This window comes from Citrobacter sp. KTE151 (assembly GCF_000398845.1).
In the GTDB taxonomy this organism is placed as follows: Bacteria; Pseudomonadota; Gammaproteobacteria; order Enterobacterales; family Enterobacteriaceae; genus Citrobacter; species Citrobacter braakii.
Genome location: NZ_KB976065.1, coordinates 225,402 through 243,923 on the forward strand (window position 1 = coordinate 225,402; position 18,522 = coordinate 243,923).

The 18,522-nt window shown below is 53.4% G+C and carries 14 protein-coding genes; 3 read left to right on the top strand and 11 right to left on the bottom strand.

Features of this window, described 5'->3' with window-relative positions; translation table 11 throughout:
- Positions 1 to 191: 191 nt before the first annotated feature.
- The 3 genes from mazG to rlmD form a co-directional block, all read right to left on the bottom strand.
- Positions 192 to 983, bottom strand: a complete 792-nt coding sequence (gene mazG, locus WC7_RS07515; RefSeq protein WP_016154234.1) for a nucleoside triphosphate pyrophosphohydrolase — start codon at positions 981 to 983, stop codon at positions 192 to 194.
- 130 nt (positions 984 to 1,113) lie between these two features.
- Entirely contained in the window at positions 1,114 to 3,348 is a 2,235-nt protein-coding gene (gene relA, locus WC7_RS07510; RefSeq protein ID WP_016154235.1) for a GTP diphosphokinase, read from the bottom strand.
- A gap of 100 nt (positions 3,349 to 3,448) precedes the next feature.
- Positions 3,449 to 4,747: a 23S rRNA (uracil(1939)-C(5))-methyltransferase RlmD gene (rlmD, locus tag WC7_RS07505; protein WP_016154236.1), complete on the bottom strand. Its 1,299-nt coding sequence runs from the start codon at positions 4,745 to 4,747 to the stop codon at positions 3,449 to 3,451.
- Between the two features lie 57 nt (positions 4,748 to 4,804).
- Here rlmD and barA point away from each other — a divergent pair, with 57 nt between their 5' ends.
- Positions 4,805 to 7,552, top strand: coding sequence for a two-component sensor histidine kinase BarA (gene barA / locus WC7_RS07500; RefSeq protein ID WP_016154237.1), 2,748 nt, complete (start codon positions 4,805 to 4,807; stop codon positions 7,550 to 7,552).
- A gap of 59 nt (positions 7,553 to 7,611) precedes the next feature.
- Here barA and WC7_RS07495 read toward each other — a convergent pair whose 3' ends face one another.
- The 8 genes from WC7_RS07495 to syd all read right to left on the bottom strand — a co-directional run bounded on the left by WC7_RS07495 (position 7,612) and on the right by syd (position 16,015).
- Positions 7,612 to 8,754 carry a glycerate kinase gene (locus tag WC7_RS07495; RefSeq protein ID WP_016154238.1) on the bottom strand — a complete coding sequence of 381 codons (1,143 nt, stop codon included), beginning with the start codon at positions 8,752 to 8,754 and terminating at the stop codon, positions 7,612 to 7,614.
- Between the two features lie 81 nt (positions 8,755 to 8,835).
- Positions 8,836 to 10,176: a glucarate dehydratase gene (gene gudD / locus WC7_RS07490; protein ID WP_016154239.1), complete on the bottom strand. Its 1,341-nt coding sequence runs from the start codon at positions 10,174 to 10,176 to the stop codon at positions 8,836 to 8,838.
- 20 nt (positions 10,177 to 10,196) lie between these two features.
- Complete coding sequence (locus WC7_RS07485; protein WP_029139643.1) at positions 10,197 to 11,537, bottom strand: enolase C-terminal domain-like protein; 1,341 nt, start codon at positions 11,535 to 11,537, stop codon at positions 10,197 to 10,199.
- Positions 11,538 to 11,539: 2 nt separating this feature from the next.
- The gene (gene gudP / locus WC7_RS07480; protein ID WP_016154241.1) at positions 11,540 to 12,892 is read right to left on the bottom strand and encodes a galactarate/glucarate/glycerate transporter GudP; all 1,353 of its coding nucleotides are present in this window, start codon (positions 12,890 to 12,892) and stop codon (positions 11,540 to 11,542) included.
- A 365-nt stretch (positions 12,893 to 13,257) separates the two neighbouring features.
- Positions 13,258 to 13,707 carry a flavodoxin gene (locus tag WC7_RS07475; RefSeq protein WP_016154242.1) on the bottom strand — a complete coding sequence of 150 codons (450 nt, stop codon included), beginning with the start codon at positions 13,705 to 13,707 and terminating at the stop codon, positions 13,258 to 13,260.
- 19 nt (positions 13,708 to 13,726) lie between these two features.
- Complete coding sequence (truC, locus tag WC7_RS07470; RefSeq protein WP_016154243.1) at positions 13,727 to 14,509, bottom strand: tRNA pseudouridine(65) synthase TruC; 783 nt, start codon at positions 14,507 to 14,509, stop codon at positions 13,727 to 13,729.
- Positions 14,509 to 14,838 (bottom strand): YqcC family protein, encoded by a 330-nt coding sequence (locus WC7_RS07465; RefSeq protein ID WP_016154244.1) that lies wholly within the window; start codon positions 14,836 to 14,838, stop codon positions 14,509 to 14,511. The genes truC and WC7_RS07465 overlap by 1 nt, the downstream gene beginning before the upstream one ends.
- Before the next feature lie 631 nt (positions 14,839 to 15,469).
- Positions 15,470 to 16,015, bottom strand: coding sequence for a SecY-interacting protein (gene syd / locus WC7_RS07460; RefSeq protein ID WP_016154245.1), 546 nt, complete (start codon positions 16,013 to 16,015; stop codon positions 15,470 to 15,472).
- Positions 16,016 to 16,083: 68 nt separating this feature from the next.
- On the opposite strand from syd, the gene queF reads away from it, so the two are divergent.
- Both queF and ppnN read left to right on the top strand, forming a co-directional pair.
- A complete protein-coding gene (gene queF, locus WC7_RS07455; protein ID WP_016154246.1) occupies positions 16,084 to 16,932 on the top strand; it encodes an NADPH-dependent 7-cyano-7-deazaguanine reductase QueF in 849 nt (282 codons plus the stop codon).
- Between the two features lie 113 nt (positions 16,933 to 17,045).
- A complete protein-coding gene (gene ppnN, locus WC7_RS07450) occupies positions 17,046 to 18,410 on the top strand; it encodes a nucleotide 5'-monophosphate nucleosidase PpnN (protein WP_003840366.1) in 1,365 nt (454 codons plus the stop codon).
- Positions 18,411 to 18,522 lie beyond the last annotated feature (112 nt).

Below are 18,522 nucleotides of genomic sequence, written 5' to 3' on the forward strand. Positions count from 1 at the left end.
ATTACCAAGACGGGAAAGTAGTATACCCGAACATGACGAGCGCCACAAACTTTCATTATTCCTCCTCTTCACCAGGCTCACATAAACATCGGGAGTGAGAAAATAGCCCCTTTGGGGTAAATGTTTTTGACGTAAATCAAGCGCTTGTTATTTAAAAAATCACACAAATCGCCCTTGACCGACGAAATCCCTTAGAGATCAATTTCCTGCCGTTTTACCTGTTGCCAGACTTCTTCCATAGTTTCCAGATCAACACCAGTCATTTCCAGACCCCGGGCCGCTACAATTCGCTCAACCTCACGAAAACGGCGCTCAAATTTCTCGTTCGCTTTTTGCAATGCGGTCTCTGCTTTAGTGCCCAAATGCCGAGCCATATTGACCGTCGCAAACAGCAGGTCGCCCATTTCCTCCTCCAGTTTAGCCTGGTCGACAACAGCCTGCTTCGCCTCAAACATGACTTCATCGATCTCTTCGTAAACCTTGTCGACAACCGGTCCTAATGTTTTCCAGTCGAAGCCAACATTAGAGCAGCGTTTCTGGATTTTTTGGGCGCGCATTAACGCCGGTAAACTACGGGGAATATCGTCGAGCGCGGAATGCTGCGCCTTCTGGGCGCGTTCTTCGCTTTTGATTTGCTCCCAGCGGGTCAACACCTCAGTGCTGTTACTGGCAGAAACATCAGCAAAAACATGTGGGTGGCGACGCTCAAGCTTATCGCTGATGGCGGCGCAAATATCATTGAAATCGAAACGTCCTTCTTCCTGCGCCATCTGGGCGTAAAACACCACCTGGAACAGCAAGTCACCCAGCTCTCCACGCAGGTCGTCGAAGTCTTCCCGCGCAATTGCGTCCAGCACTTCATAGGTTTCTTCGAGGGTGTAAGGGGCAATAGTGGCGAATGTCTGCTCTTTATCCCAGGGACAACCGTTTTCCGGGTCGCGCAGGCGCTGCATAATACCGAGCAGTCGGTCGATTTGATTCATTGGAATATCCTGAAATTTCAATACGCGAAGCCCGATAAGACGACAGCCGATATCCGGCAACATGGCAATGCCTGATGGCAACGCTAACGCGCCTCACCAGGCATGCAAACTTATCTGGCCTATTAAATAATTAATTACCGTGCAGACGACGTGCGTCGATCACATCCGGCACCTGGTTCAGCTTGCCAAGCACGCGCCCGAGCACCTGCAGGTTATAGATTTCGATGGTCATATCGATGGTAGCCAGTTGCTGTTTGGTATCACTCCGGCTGGCAACCCCCAGCACGTTCACCTTTTCGTTGGCAAGAATCGTGGTGATATCACGTAATAAGCCGCTGCGATCGTTGGCCTGGACGCGAACCACCAGCGAATATCCTGCCGAGTAGCTTTCGCCCCAAACCGCATCAACAATACGTTCCGGCGCATGGGAGCGCAGCTCGGTCAGCTGTTCGCAATCCGCCCGGTGCACGGAAATACCGCGGCCCTGAGTGATAAACCCGACAATTTCATCGCCTGGAATCGGCTGGCAACAGCGCGCGATGTGGTGCATCAGGTTACCCACCCCTTCCACCACCACGCGACCATCGTCTTTACGGCGACTCTGCGGCGCCTGCGTTTTCTGCTGAAGCTGTTTCAGCGCGGCGGCATCCTGTTCGGCTGCGCTTGGCTTATTAAACTGCGCCTGCAGGAAGTTCACCATCTGGTTGAGGCGAATGTCCCCCCCACCAATCGCCGCCAGCAGCTCATCCAGCTCATTGAAGCTGTAGCGCGGCAGCAGGTGCTTTTCCGCTTCTTTCAAGCTAATGCCTAAATGCGCCAGCTCATCGTCGAGGATCTGGCGGCCAGCAAGGATGTTTTTGTCGCGGTCCTGTTTACGGAACCAGGCGTGGATCTTCGAACGCCCCCGACTGGTGGTGACATAGCCGAGGTTAGGGTTCAACCAGTCGCGGCTTGGGTTGGGCTGTTTCTGGGTGATAATTTCAATTTGATCGCCCATCTGCAGCTGGTAGGTAAACGGTACGATGCGCCCGCCAATTTTCGCGCCAATGCAACGATGCCCCACATCACTGTGAATATGATAAGCAAAATCGAGCGGTGTGGAGCCCGCAGGTAAGTCCACAACGTCGCCTTTTGGCGTAAAGACGTACACTCGGTCATCAAAGACCTGGCTACGGACTTCATCCAGCATTTCGCCAGAGTCCGCCATCTCTTCCTGCCAGGCGATCAGCTTACGCAGCCATGCAATACGATCTTCATGACCAGAGCGCGCTACGCCTGAAGCGGTGCCCTCTTTGTACTTCCAGTGTGCCGCAACGCCCAGTTCGGCATCTTCGTGCATCTGTTTCGTACGGATCTGAATTTCAATGGTTTTCCCGCCCGGTCCCAGCACAACCGTATGAATTGACTGATAGCCGTTGGGTTTCGGGTTAGCGACATAGTCATCGAACTCATCCGGCAGATGGCGATAGTGAGTATGCACTATCCCGAGCGCGGCATAGCAGTCCTGTAAGCGCTCCGCCACGATACGCACCGCGCGCACGTCGAAAAGTTCATCGAAGGCCAGCTGCTTTTTCTGCATTTTGCGCCAGATGCTGTAGATGTGTTTCGGGCGTCCGTACACTTCGGCTTTGACGCCTTCCGTTTTCATCTCTGAGCGCAAATGACCGACGAACTCATCAATATAATGCTCGCGATCGATGCGACGTTCGTGCAGCAGCTTGGCAATACGTTTGTATTCAGCCGGGTGCAGGTAACGGAAGCAGTAATCTTCCAGTTCCCATTTTAATTGCCCGATACCCAAACGGTTGGCCAGCGGCGCATAGATATTGGTGCACTCTTTTGCCGCCAGAACGCGTTCATCTTCTGGAGCGTCCTTCACTTCACGCAGATGTGCAATCCGCTCCGCCAGCTTGATGACCACACAGCGGAAATCATCCACCATAGCCAGCAGCATGCGGCGAACGTTATCGACCTGTTCGGATGAGACTGAATCGGTATGAGTGGCCTTAAGCTGGCGTATTGCCGCCATATCCCGCACGCCGTGGATAAGATGAACAATGGATTTGCCCACGCTCTCGCGCAGGATGTCTTCACTGACCACGTTAGCATCTGCCAGAGGGAACAGCATTGCTGCGCGCAGCGTGTCGATATCCATGCTCAACATGGAGAGTATTTCTACCATCTCTACGCCACGCCACAGCAGCAGATCCGCATCCGGATGCCCCTGTGTCTGCTGCTGGCAGTACGCCCAGGTTTCGGCTAAGCGTTCACACGACTGCTGGCTGGAGATCCCCAGACTCGCGATCCATTTCTTTGGATCAAACTCACCAGCTTTATTTATATGTGCACTTCTTACCGCAACCATTGTCCTCTCCTTAAGGGGCCTGGCCTGTCGAAGTCGACAAGCCATACCCATTGTCTTTCACGCTGTATTACCACCCGAAATCCAATGGGTACAAAATTTATTACATACGCTCAAACAGGACCATTGATTCCAGGTGTCCAGTGTGCGGGAACATATCAAGCATCGCCAGTCGCCGTATGGCATATCCCGCGTTGAGCAAAGCATCGCTGTCACGAGCCAGCGTTGCCGGGTTACAGGATACATAAACAACGCGTATAGGTTCTAATTTTATAATATGTTGCATCACACCTGCAGCCCCCGCACGCGCAGGATCGAGCAATACTTTGTCGAATCCGTTTTTCGCCCACGGCTGCCGGGTAACATCTTCCTCAAGGTTTTCATGAAAGAATGTCACATTGTGTAATCCGTTATTCAGCGCGTTTTCCCGGCCTTTTTCCACCAGCGCCGGTACCCCTTCCACCCCCACCACGTTTGCAGCCCGGGTTGCCAACGGCAGGGTAAAATTACCCATTCCACAGAACAGATCGAGTACGCGATCTTCAGGTTGCACATCCAGCCATTCGAGCGCACGGGCCACCATTTGTTGGTTTACCCCTTCATTGACCTGAATAAAATCACGCGGGCTGAAGGTTAACCGTAGTCCATTTGAGTCATACCAGGGCGACTCTTCTGATATTGATTCCAGTATCTCGCTTTGCGGGGCCAGAAACAAAGACAGCCCCTGAGAATGCGAAAAGCATTCCAGTTTTTCTTTATCCTGAGCACTTAATGGCGCCGTGTGGCGCAAAATCATCAGGGTTCCGCTCCCCGCCTGCACCAACTCGACATGACCAAGATGGCGTAACCCTTGCAGACTTTCCAGACACGCCCGGATGTGGGGCAAGAGCGCTTCAAGCTGGGGCACCAAAATAGGGCATTGTTTGACATCGATAATGTCGCTGGATGCGGATTTGCGAAACCCCATCTGCAATTTTTGTTCTTTTGACCGATAGTTCAGGCTCAACCTGGCGCGACGACGATAGCCCCACGGGGTATCAGCTATAACATCCGACACTTCACATTTCATTAAACGCGACAACGCCGCGCTTTTGCTACGCTGCTGCAACGAGATGCTGGCATGCTGCTGCTGGCAGCCGCCGCACACGCCAAAATGCGGGCAACGTGGCACTTCACGCTGCGGACTGTCGTTTAAACGTCGTTTTACTTGCGCGCGGGCGAACTGTTTTTTATCTTCGGTAATCACCACCTCGGCGCTTTCCTGAGGTAGCAATTCCGGTATAAACAACGCCTTTCCGTTATGGCGAGCAACGCCCTGGCCGAAAGGATCAAGGTCATTGACGGTAACGGTTATGATCTGACGCGTCGTCACGCGTCGTTTTGCAGAGTAGAATTGCGCCATCGACGAGATATATCTCTATTTAACAGTGTGACCCTAATTGTCCCATAACGGAACTCCATGACCAACTACAGCCTGCGCGCACGCATGATGATTCTGATCCTGGCCCCGACCGTCCTGATTGGTTTGCTGCTCAGTATCTTTTTTGTTGTGCATCGCTATAACGACTTGCAGCGTCAACTGGAAGATGCTGGCGCCAGCATCATTGAGCCACTCGCGGTCTCCAGCGAATATGGCATGAATCTGCAAAACAGAGAATCCATCGGCCAACTTATCAGCGTGCTGCATCGTCGCCATTCCGATATCGTGCGGGCAATTTCTGTCTATGACGAGAATAATCGGCTGTTTGTCACATCCAATTTTCATCTCGATCCGTCTGAAATGCAGCTGGCAACCGGTTCACCATTTCCCCGTAAGCTGAGCGTCACCCGGCTCGGGGATATCATGATCCTGCGAACGCCAATTATATCGGAAAGCTATTCGCCGGATGAATCTGCCGTCAGCGACGCCAAAAATACGGAAAATATGCTGGGGTATGTGGCGCTTGAGCTGGACCTCAAGTCAGTAAGATTGCAGCAGTATAAAGAGATCTTTATCTCCAGCGTAATGATGCTGTTTTGTATCGGTATTGCGTTAATTTTTGGCTGGCGTCTGATGCGCGACGTGACTGGCCCGATTCGCAATATGGTGAATACCGTTGACCGAATACGTAGAGGCCAGCTCGACAGCCGCGTCGAAGGTTTCATGTTGGGCGAGCTGGATATGCTCAAAAATGGCATCAACTCGATGGCGATGTCACTTGCGGCCTACCATGAAGAGATGCAGCACAACATCGACCAGGCCACCTCTGACCTGCGCGAAACGTTGGAGCAGATGGAAATCCAGAACGTCGAACTGGATCTGGCGAAGAAACGCGCCCAGGAAGCGGCGCGTATTAAGTCTGAGTTTCTGGCTAACATGTCGCATGAGCTGCGTACGCCGCTGAATGGCGTGATTGGCTTCACCCGCCTGACGCTTAAAACCGAGCTCAACACGACGCAGCGCGATCACCTGAATACGATTGAACGCTCGGCCAACAATCTGTTGGCCATCATCAATGATGTGCTCGACTTCTCCAAACTTGAGGCGGGCAAACTGATTCTGGAAAGCATCCCATTCCCGCTGCGTAGCACGCTGGATGACGTCGTCACGCTGTTAGCGCACTCATCCCATGATAAAGGGCTTGAGCTGACGCTAAATATTAAGAATGACGTGCCGGACAACGTCATCGGGGACCCGCTGCGCTTACAGCAGGTAATCACTAATCTGGTTGGCAATGCCATCAAATTTACCGAAGGCGGCAATATCGACATTCTGGTCGAGAAACGCGCCCTCAGTAACACGAAAGTGCAAATTGAAGTGCAAATCCGCGATACCGGAATTGGTATCCCTGAGCGCGATCAGTCACGCCTGTTCCAGGCCTTCCGCCAGGCCGATGCCAGTATTTCCCGCCGCCACGGCGGGACCGGACTGGGTCTGGTCATTACGCAAAAGCTGGTCAATGAAATGGGCGGGGATATCTCCTTCCACAGCCAGCCGAACCGGGGCTCCACGTTCTGGTTCCATATCAGCCTCGATCTCAACCCTAACGTTCTCGTGGATCGCTCAACCACGCACTGTCTGGCCGGAAAGCGGCTGGCCTACGTTGAACCTAACGCCACAGCCGCGCAATGCACGTTAGATATCTTGAGTGAAACGCCGCTGGAGGTGATTTACAGCCCTTCATTCTCCGGGCTGCCGAAGGATCACTACGATATTCTGCTGCTTGGCATACCGGTCACTTTACGCGAACCGCTCACCATGCAGCATGAGCGGCTGGCAAGCGCAGCGGCGATGACCGACTTTTTGTTACTGGCTCTGCCTTGCCATGCGCAGATCAACGCTGAGAAATTAAAGCAGGGCGGCGCGGCGGCGTGCCTGTTGAAACCTCTAACCTCAACCCGCTTACTGCCAGCGTTGACAGAGTATTGTCAACTGAACCACAGCGCGGCTCCGCTGCTGTTAGACGAGAGCAAAATTGCGATGACCGTCATGGCGGTGGACGACAACCCGGCGAACCTCAAGCTGATTGGCGCACTGCTGGAAGATAAAGTGCAGCACGTCGTGCTCTGCGACAGCGGACATCAGGCGGTGGATCGCGCCAAACAGATGCAGTTTGATCTCATCCTGATGGATATTCAGATGCCAGACATGGACGGTATTCGCGCCTGCGAACTGATCCACCAGCTTCCTCATCAACAACAGACGCCGGTCATTGCGGTCACCGCGCATGCCATGGCCGGGCAAAAAGAGAAGCTGCTCAGCGCCGGGATGAACGATTACCTGGCGAAGCCTATCGAAGAAGATAAGCTGCATAATCTGCTGTTACGCTACAAACCCGGCGCGAGCACATCGCTGAGGGCGCTCGCTGTTGAACCGGTCGTCAATCCGAATACCACGCTCGACTGGCAACTGGCGTTAAGGCAAGCCGCCGGTAAAAACGATCTGGCGCGGGATATGCTGCAAATGCTGCTCGATTTTCTGCCCGAAGTGCGTAACAAAATTGAAGAACAGCTGGTAGGTGAAAACCCTGAAGGACTGGTGGATATGATCCATAAACTGCATGGCAGTTGCGGTTATAGCGGCGTTCCCCGCATGAAAAACCTGTGTCAGCTGATTGAGCAGCAATTACGTAGCGGGAGCAAAGAAGAAGAGCTGGAGCCTGAGTTTTTAGAGCTTCTGGATGAAATGGATAACGTTGCGCGCGAAGCGAAGAAGTTGTTAGGGTAAAGATCTGATTGCCGGATGACGACGCTCACGCGTCTTATCCGGCCTTCATGCCACATCATTCAACGTAATTGCTGACCTGCTTTCAGGGTCGCGGCCACGTTTCGCGCCGTCATTCGCACGTTCTCACTCGCGTTCTTCAGCGCCTCATCCAGTGTGCAAACGGTATAAATAACGCTAAAAACCGCATCCAGCCCATGCTCATGTACAACACCGACATCAGCCGTCAGGCTGCCAGCAATGCCGATAACCGGTTTGTTGTAACGCTTTGCCACCTTCGCCACGCCAACCGGAACCTTACCGTGAATGGTCTGGCTGTCGATACGTCCTTCACCCGTGACCACTAAATCCGCATCCGCAACGCAGTCGTCGAGGTGTAACGCATCCGTCACGACCTCAATACCGCAGCGTAACTGTGCGCCGCAAAACGCATACAGTGCCGCCCCCATACCGCCAGCCGCGCCACCACCCGCCAATTCCAGCACGTTGACGTCCAGATCGCGGGCAATGAGTTGCGCATAATGCGTGAGCGCCCGATCAAGACGAAGAATCATCTCCGGCGTCGCCCCCTTTTGCGGACCGAAGACCGCAGAGGCCCCCTCTTCACCAGTCAACGGATTAGTCACATCGCAGGCCACTTCAATACGGCACGCGGCAAGACGCGGGTCTAGCTGAGAAATATCAATCCGGGCGAGTGATTCAAGGCCAGTCCCGCCATGAGCAATATCGTTATTTTGCGCATCCAGTAATTTTGCTCCCAGCGCTTGCACCATCCCGGCACCGCCATCATTGGTGGCGCTGCCGCCAATGCCGATAATGATATGTTCAACGCCCGCGTCCAGCGCATGACGGATTAGCTCCCCGGTTCCCCAGGAGGTCGTTTTCAGCGGATCGCGTAAACCTGCGGGAACCTGCTCCAGTCCGCTGGCGGCCGCCATTTCGATAAACGCCGAACGCTCATCCCCGGATAAACCATAAAATGCCTGAATCGTTTTACCCAGAGGGCCGGTAACATCAACATGCACAAGGTGGCCTTGCGTTGCGGCAACCATCGCTTCGACCGTGCCCTCACCGCCATCCGCGACCGGGATCTTCACGTAATTCGCCTCAGGCCAGATCTCACGAAATCCCAGCTCAATAGCCGTTGCCACTTCAAGCGCACTCAAACTTTCCTTATAGGAATCCGGTGCGATTACTATTTTCATAAAGCATCCTTACGCATGTTGACTGTGTTAAGCATACACCAGGAGAAAAACCGCTCCCTTGTGGGAGCGGTCCCAGTTCGCTTAGCGTACCATGCACGGACGCTTATTATCAAACGTCCAGTTCGGGATCAGATACTGCATTCCCATGGCATCATCGCGCGCTCCCAGTCCATGTTGCTGATACAGCTCATGAGCTTTCATAACCTGATCCATATCCAGCTCCACGCCCAGACCCGGCTTCGCCGGTACCTGCACCATGCCGCCTTTGATTTCAAACGGCTCTTTGGTCAGGCGTTGATTGCCTTCCTGCCAGATCCAGTGGGTATCGATAGCGGTAATTTTGCCCGGCGCCGCCGCCGCAACATGAGTAAACATCGCCAGCGAAATATCAAAGTGGTTGTTAGAGTGCGAGCCCCAGGTCAACCCAAACTCATGACACATCTGCGCAACGCGGACAGAACCCTGCATAGTCCAGAAGTGCGGATCCGCCAGCGGGATATCCACGGACTGCAACGACAGCGTATGTCCCATCTGACGCCAGTCGGTGGCGATCATATTAGTGGCGGTCGGCAGACCGGTAGCACGACGGAATTCCGCCATGACTTCACGGCCTGAGAACCCCTGCTCGGCACCGCACGGATCTTCCGCATAAGCCAGCGATCCTTTCAGGTATTTACCAATTTTAATCGCTTCATTCAGCGACCACGCGCCATTGGGATCGAGCGTGACGCGTGCCTGTGGAAAGCGTTTCGCCAGCGCCACAATAGATTCCGCTTCTTCTTCCCCAGCCAACACCCCGCCTTTCAGTTTGAAATCGTTGAAACCATATTTCTCATATGCGGCTTCCGCCAGGCGCACCACTGCATCCGGGGTCATCGCCTCTTCATGACGCAGGCGATACCAGTCGCATTTCTCATCCGGCTGGCTCTGATACGGCAGCGGCGTCGCGTTACGGTTACCGACGAAGAACAGATAACCCAGCATTTCAACTTCGCTACGCTGCTGACCGTCGCCCAGCAGAGATGCGACGTTAACGCCCAGATGCTGACCCAGCAGATCCAACATGGCCGCTTCGATCCCGGTAACCACATGAATAGTGGTACGTAAATCGAAGGTCTGCAAACCACGGCCACCGGCATCACGATCGGCAAAGGTATTGCGGACCGCATTCAGTACGTTTTTGTATTCACCTAACGTTTTGCCCACCACCAGCGGAATGGCATCTTCCAGGGTCTGACGAATTTTTTCGCCGCCGGGAATCTCACCCACGCCGGTATGACCGGAGTTATCTTTGATAATCACAATATTACGCGTGAAGAACGGGGCATGTGCGCCGCTCAGATTCATCAGCATGCTGTCATGGCCCGCAACCGGGATCACCTGCATCGCGGTTACGACTGGGGTAGTAAATTGTGCGCTCATAATTAAGTCCTTATTCAAAATTAGTGGCGGCCGAAAACGGGACGTTTACGGTCAAAAGTCCATCCAGGGATCAGATACTGCATCGGGCCTGCGTCATTACGCGCGCCGCCGGGCAGCGCTTTATAGGCTTCATGCGCTTTCTGTACCTGATCCCAGTCCAGTTCCACGCCCAGGCCGGGCGCGTCGGGTACCGCAATTTTTCCGTGTTTAATCTCCAGCGGATTTTTGGTCAGGCGGCAATCGCCCTCCTGCCAGATCCAGTGGGTGTCGATCGCCGTTGGGTTGCCCGGCGCAGCGGCACCGACGTGGGTGAACATCGCCAGGGAAATATCAAAATGATTGTTAGAGTGGCAGCCCCAGGTCAGTCCCCAGTCATCGCATAGCTGTGCCACGCGTACCGCGCCGGAAAGGGTCCAGAAGTGCGGATCGGCCAGTGGAATATCTACCGAGTTGAGCATCACCGCATGGCCCATCTCACGCCAGTTGGTGGCTATCATATTCGTTGCTACCGGCAGACCGGTTGCACGGCGGAACTCGGCCATCACTTCGCGGCCAGAAAAACCCTGTTCTGCGCCGCACGGATCTTCGGCGTAGGTCAGAACATCGTTCAGCCCTTTACACAAGGAGATAGCTTCATCCAGCAGCCAGGCACCGTTAGGGTCGACCGTAATACGCGCATCCGGGAAGCATTGTTTCAACGCGCGAGCGGTGTCGATTTCCTGCTCGCCAGGCAGCACACCGCCTTTGAGTTTGAAATCTTTAAAGCCGTAGCGATCCTGCGAAGCCTGAGCCAGACGTACCACCGCCTCACTGTTCATCGCCTGTTGGTGACGCAGGTGATACCACTCATGGTTACCCGGCGTGCTATCCAGATACGGCAGATCGGTTTTACTGCGATCTCCCACGTAGAACAGATAGCCGAGCACGGTGACCGCATCGCGCTGCTTGCCTGGCCCTAACAGTTCGCAGACCGGCACGTTCAGCGCCTTGCCCAGCAGGTCGAGCAGTGCAGCTTCCAGCGCGGCCACCGCATTAACCCGCAGCTCAAAGGTCCAGGCACCTTTACCAAAGGTGTCAAAATCAGCGGCCTGGTTGCCTTTATGCACCTGCTGAACCACCTTATTCAGGCGCGCGACTTCCTGGCCCAACACTTGTGGAATCGCATCCACCAGCGTCTGATAAATCACTTCACCGCCCGGCGCTTCACCGACGCCGGTATTTCCGGCGTTATCGGTGAGCACGACGATATTGCGGGTAAAGTATGCGTTATGCGCCCCGCCAATATTGAGCAGCATGCTGTCATGACCGGCCACCGGGATGACCTTCATATCGGTAATAATGGGACTCGATTGTGTTGTCATCATCATTGCCCTGCGACAGGTTTCAGTTCGATACGTTTAATATCACCTACCAGCACCAGATAGCTCACTACAGCAATCAGCGCATGCACCCCGACGTAAATCAACGCACCGTTAAACGAGCCAGTGGTACCTACGATGTAGCCGATAGCAATTGGCGTAACGATACCGGAGATGTTGCCAAACATATTGAACAGACCGCCGCTCAAACCGCTAATCTCTTTTGGCGCAGTATCGGCCATCACCGCCCATCCCAACGCACCGATACCTTTGCCGAAGAAGGCCAGCGCCATAAAGCCGATGATCATCCACTCCACGTTGACGTAGTTACAGAACACCATCACCATCGACAACAGCATACCCAGTACGATTGGCGTTTTACGGGCGATATTCAGCGAACCGGTACGGCGCATCAACCAGTCGGAAATAATGCCGCCGAGCACGCCGCCTGCAAATCCGCAAATGGCCGGGACCGAGGCAACAAAACCGGCTTTCAAAATCGACATACCGCGTGCCTGTACCAGATAAACCGGGAACCAGGTGATAAAGAAGTAGGTCAGCGCATTTATGCAGTATTGGCCGATATAAATACCGATCATCATTCGTGAGCCCAGCAGTTGCTTGATCTGCCCCCACTTCACGCTGAACGGCACTTTGGCTTTGGCTGCCGCCTGATCCATATTGATCAGCGCTCCGCCTTCGGCAATGTAGTCCAGCTCTTTTTGGTTTACGCCCGGATGCTGGTTCGGTTCATGAATCACCTTCAGCCAGATAAAGCTGATAACAATCCCGAGACCGCCCATAAAGAAGAACACATGCGACCAGCCCACTTCGTGGGTCAACCAGCCCATGATTGGCGCGAAGATCACGGTGGCAAAGTACTGCGCCGAGTTAAAAATAGCGACCGCCGTGCCCCTTTCCTGCGCCGGGAACCACGCCGCCACAATACGACTGTTGCCAGGGAAGGATGGCGCTTCGGCTAACCCCACGAGGAAGCGCAGGGTAAACAGCGCAACGATAATGCCGAAGCCGCTGAAGATATCGACGAAGCCCTGCAGCAGGGTAAACATCGACCAGATAAAAATGGACCAGAAGTAAACACGTTTTGAACCGAAGCGGTCGAGCAGCCAGCCGCCGGGGATCTGACCGATAACATAGGCCCATGAAAAAGCGGAGAATACATACCCCATCCCTACCGCATCCAGACCAATATCTTTGGCCATCTCCGAGCCGGCGATGGATAAGGTGGCGCGATCGCCGTAGTTGAAGGATGTGACGATAAACAGCATCACCACTATCCAGTAGCGAGCGTTAGTGCGTTTTTCCGCGCTGCTCGCCGCCTGACTTAATGAACTCATTGTTGCACTCCTGAATCTTGGCTTTCGCCAGTTCATTCTGTACAGCACCTGTAGGGTGATCAGAATGAGAGGTTAGTGTGTGGCAGTTTTGGTACAGCTCAGGGCCGTTTTATTCTGACTCGCTGCCTTTTCGGGAACTGACGGGAAAAGTATATGAAGGAGTGCCTCTTACCCTCACCGTGCAAAAACACAACATTGTGGGAGGTGAATGAGGTTGTTTATGGCATAAGCCTAAGGGAATGGAAGATGCTTCACGAAATTGGCGTTTGGTGGGCGATTTGTTGCCGGGTAGCAACGCCTTACCCGGCCTACGATCCAAAAGAGAGTAACAGGCCCGTGCAAACAAAGCGCTGCCGGGCGAAAGGTTATTTAAGCAAGGTTCCCCAGTTTTCTACCCACGGATTGGATTCGCTTTCCGGTTCAGGATGCTCGCTGGCGTCAATCAGCAGCATTTCCCCTACACGTTGGGCGCTTTGTTCCTGCAACAGTGCATCGAACTGCTTGCCGCCATTGCAGAAATTAACATAGCTACTGTCACCCAGCGCAATTACCCCGTAATGCAGATTTGGCTGGAAACCGAGATTATCTTTGATCCCCTGAAACAGCGGCACGATGCTATCCGGCAGATCGCCCTGTCCGGTCGTTGAGGTCACCACCAGCACATATTTTTCCTGATATGCCTGCCAGTCGCTGAGCTCGGGATCTTCGAACACCGTGGCTTTATGACCCTGCGCCGTCAAAATAGCTTCGGCCTCTTCGGCAACCAGCAACGCGTTTCCGTACATCGTGCCGACAAAAATTCCAATTTCCGCCATAACCGTAATCTCCTGGGACTTAAGAATCTATCTGCTCATCCTGACCTGACAGCCCGCTGAACTCAACCCTTTCATTCTCAGGGAGAAGTCCACGCCAGCCAAACTGTGATAGCGCCTGCATCCAGACATCATCCAGCCCGGCGCGAATAACCAGCGGTTCGCCGGTAAAAGGATGGATCAGCGCAAGCTGGCTGGCATGAAGCATCAAACGCTGACAGCCAAAATGCTCAGCGGCGCTGCGGTTTTGCCGCAAATCACCGTGCTTACTGTCGCCGATAATTGGATGGCGTAAGTGCGCCAGATGGCGTCTGAGCTGGTGTTTTCGACCGGTTTTAGGATCCAGTTCCACCAATCCGTAACGGGTCGTCGGATAACGTCTGGTCGCTACCGGCATCTCAACCGTCGCCAAACCGCGATAATGGGTGACGGCAGGCTGCGGGCCTTTATCATCACGGGCAAATTTATCGGCGATCTTATCCAGTTCTTCGACCAGCGGGTAATCCAGCACGGCATCATCCATCAGCCAGCCACGCACAATCGCATGATAGCGTTTCTGAATTTGATGATGTTCAAATTGCTGGGACAGCAACCGCCCGGCTTCGCTGGACAGTCCCATCAGCAGTACTCCGGAAGTCGGTCTGTCGAGTCGGTGGGCGGTAAAAACGTGCTGACCAATCTGGTCGCGTACCGTTTGCATCACCACCACTTTCTCATCCCGGTCGAGCCAACTGCGGTGAACCAACCAGCCCGAAGGTTTGTTGACTGCGACCAGCCATTCGTCCTGATACAGAATCTCCAGCATCAGGCGTTATCACTTGTAAACAGTGCATCCAATTCCTGCAATGCCGTTAGCAGAATTTCGCGTTGCGGGTGATCGGCTGCCAACGCCATTTCGTAATACGGTGCGACGGCAAAAGCCTGCGGAAGCGGCTGAGCGTTATCAATCAGCGTATGCATGCGGGGAATCAATACCCATTGCAGCCACTCAACCGGCTCCATGGTATCCATACAAAAAGGCTGCGTGCTGGTAAACAGATGCTCTGCAGGCTCATCCAACCGCCAGTGATTATGTTCACGCAGTAGCGCTTCAAGCGCGTGTAACTGCTGGCGCACACGGTCATGAGTCGTCATGAAATTAACCTCAATGATGAAAAATCTGGCGCGAAGAATAGCACTAGTGAAGGGAAATAAAAAAAGGGAGCACTGTAAAAACAGTGCTCCCGGTTCGTTTCGCAGCGTTCCAGCTACTTTTAGTGCTCCCTGCTCATCCGTGACAACTTTTCCTGTGGTCTTGCGACCTTGTTCATCCTGAACTTGTGCATCCTGCTCACATCACCCCGATGTGAAAACTTCATCCTGAAGTGTCCTGGCCATCCTGACCCGCCGAACATCCTGACCGGCTCTCATTCTCCATCCTGGAGGTGTCCCTTAACGCATCCAGCGCTTTCCGCTTTGCTTCATCCTGAAGCCTGTCCTTGTAACACCGTCCTGGTGTGTCCTGCCGAAGAGCCATCATCCTGATGTTCTCTTCGTTGTGCGACTCCTTGTCGACAGATATAGAATCGCCTGTTTCGCCTTGTCTTACAAGATGCTTACAGACACTCCCTTAAGATTATTTTCGTATGAAAGTTGACAATAAAACATTAACTTTATGAATAATAAGGAGTAATTATTTTATCCGTTCATTAAGTCTTTACTTATTACCTGGCAATGTCCTACAGGGTTTGTAAGAGATCTCTCACAAGGTTCAGGGCAATCTGGATTACAGAACTGGCTTAAGCTGAGTGAGAAATTCCGCAAGTGAGTCCGCCAGCACCGTTCGTTTACGGGTTCCCAGCGTTTCTTTGCACACTTCACCGGAGAGATTGCACACCGAAATAACGTCAAGCTCATTGTCCTGGGTGGCAATAAAAAGCGTAGGCGACAGCTTGAGGCGCTTTTGCGTAACCAGGTGACCAATCAGGTTTTCCTGAACGCGCCTGAAGTCGTCTTCGCTCCAGGTTTGCAGCAGCGTTAGTTTTTCATCCGCAAACTGCGCGTGCATGTCCCCGGCAAACTGGGTGGTGTAAAAAGCGTGAACGGCTGGTTGTATCACGATATCAAAGGCGCGTTCAACCGCATTGAGGTTTTTTTCGCCGACAAAAGGCTGAGGTTGCCAGAATACCGCATCGCCTGTGGAAGAAATGATGCACGGAGAAGGTACGCCATACAGCTCTTCGCTGAGAGGCCAGCTGTTGTTTTTTTCATGCCATGCGTCGCAATAACGTGTCGTAAAGGCTGTCAACGCCTGCGCTGTCAATTCGTCCACTGATTTCTCTCTTCACAAAAGCCAGGATACACTTGTCACATAGTGTATCTGGTTTATGACGGTGAAACATGTCCTCTTATGAAAATCATCAGGCGCTTGACGGCCTGACTCTCGGTAAATCAACAGATTACCGCGACAATTACGATGCCAGCCTGCTGCAGGGCGTTCCACGCAGCCTGAACCGCGACCCGCTGGATTTACAGGCCGATAATCTGCCTTTTCACGGTGCCGATATCTGGACGCTATATGAACTGTCTTGGCTGAATGCCAATGGTTTACCGCAGGTAGCGGTCGGTCATGTAGAACTGGATTACACCAGCGTAAATCTGATCGAATCGAAAAGCTTTAAGCTTTACCTGAACAGTTTTAACCAGACGCGTTTTGATTCCTGGGATGCGGTACGCCAGACGCTGGAAAACGATCTGCGCGCTTGTGCTCAGGGTGATGTCAGCGTAGCGCTGTACCGTCTTGACGAACTGGAAGGACAACCGATAGCCCACTTTAACGGCACCTGTATCGACAATCAGGATATCGTCATCGATAACTACCAGTTCAGCACAGAGTATCTGGAAAATGCCGTTGGCGGTGAAAAAGCGGTGGAAGAGACGCTGGTCAGCCATCTGCTGAAGTCTAACTGCTTGATCACCCACCAGCCGGACTGGGGCTCCATACAGATTCAGTATCGCGGACGGAAAATCGATCGCGAGAAGCTGCTGCGTTATCTGGTCTCCTTCCGTCACCATAATGAGTTTCACGAGCAGTGCGTGGAACGCATTTTCAATGACATTCTGCGCTTCTGCCAACCGGAGAAACTGAGCGTTTACGCGCGCTACACGCGACGTGGCGGCCTGGACATTAACCCATGGCGCACCAACACCGATTTCACCCCAGCAACGGGGCGCTTGGTACGTCAGTAATCTTTTTTCTCAATTTTGCGTGCCGGATTCCGCGCGCAAGGTTGTGAAAGGTCATAAGCCAGGGCTATTGTAATCAACAGGGAATGACGTGTTGCGTCCCATAAGGAGTTTACTTGATTACACATATTAGCCCGCTTGGCTCAATGGACATGTTGTCGCAGCTGGAAGTCGATATGCTTAAACGCACGGCCAGCAGCGACCTGTATCAACTGTTTCGTAACTGTTCGCTTGCCGTTCTGAACTCCGGCAGTTTGACCGACAACAGCAAAGAGCTGCTGTCACGCTTTGAAAGTTTCGACATTAACGTGCTGCGCCGCGAACGGGGCGTAAAGCTGGAACTGATCAACCCGCCTGAAGATGCGTTTGTTGATGGACGCATTATTCGCGCACTGCAGGCCAACCTGTTTGCCGTGCTGCGCGACATTCTGTTCGTCAATGGCCAGATCCATAACGCCGGTCGCTTTCAGCATCTGGATCTTGAAAGCTCGGTGCATATTACCAACCTGGTATTCTCGATCCTGCGCAATGCCCGGGCGCTACACGTGGGTGAAGCGCCGAACATGGTCGTCTGCTGGGGGGGTCACTCAATCAACGAAAATGAGTACCTGTACGCCCGTCGCGTTGGTACCCAGTTGGGCCTGCGCGAACTGAACATCTGTACCGGCTGTGGTCCGGGGGCGATGGAAGCGCCAATGAAAGGCGCTGCGGTGGGTCACGCCCAGCAACGATACAAAGACAGCCGCTTTATCGGTATGACCGAACCGTCAATCATTGCCGCTGAGCCGCCTAACCCGCTGGTTAATGAACTGATCATCATGCCGGACATTGAAAAACGTCTGGAAGCGTTCGTGCGTATCGCCCACGGTATAATCATCTTCCCAGGCGGCGTAGGGACAGCAGAAGAACTGCTGTATCTGCTGGGGATCCTGATGAACCCGGCCAACAAAGATCAGGTTTTACCGCTGATCCTGACTGGACCAAAAGAGAGCGCCGATTACTTCCGCGTGCTGGACGAATTTATCGTGCACACACTGGGGGAAGATGCGCGTCGCCACTATCGCATTATCATAGACGATGCAGCAGAAGTGGCTCGTCTGATGAAAAAAGCGATGCCGCTGGTGAAAGAGAACCGCCGTGACACCGGTGATGCCTACAGCTTTAACTGGTCGATTCGTATCGCGCCTGATTTGCAGATGCCGTTCGAGCCGTCCCATGAAAACATGGCTAACCTGAAGCTGTACCCGGATCAACCCGTGGAAGTACTGGCGGCAGACCTGCGCCGTGCGTTCTCGGGGATTGTAGCCGGTAACGTGAAGGAGGTCGGGATCCGCGCCATTGAAGAGTTTGGCCCGTACAAAATCCACGGTGACCGCGAAATGATGCGCCGCATGGACGATCTCCTGCAGGGCTTTGTTGCACAGCATCGTATGAAGTTACCAGGCTCCGCGTATATCCCTTGCTACGAGATTTGCGCCTAACCTCCAACAGCCGCCAGCAGACGCTATCGCGGTGACAGTTTTGTCCATATCAAAGCCGGGTTTGGCGCATCAGCCTCCCGGCTTTTTTTAGTGATACCAGTCACATAGCTCA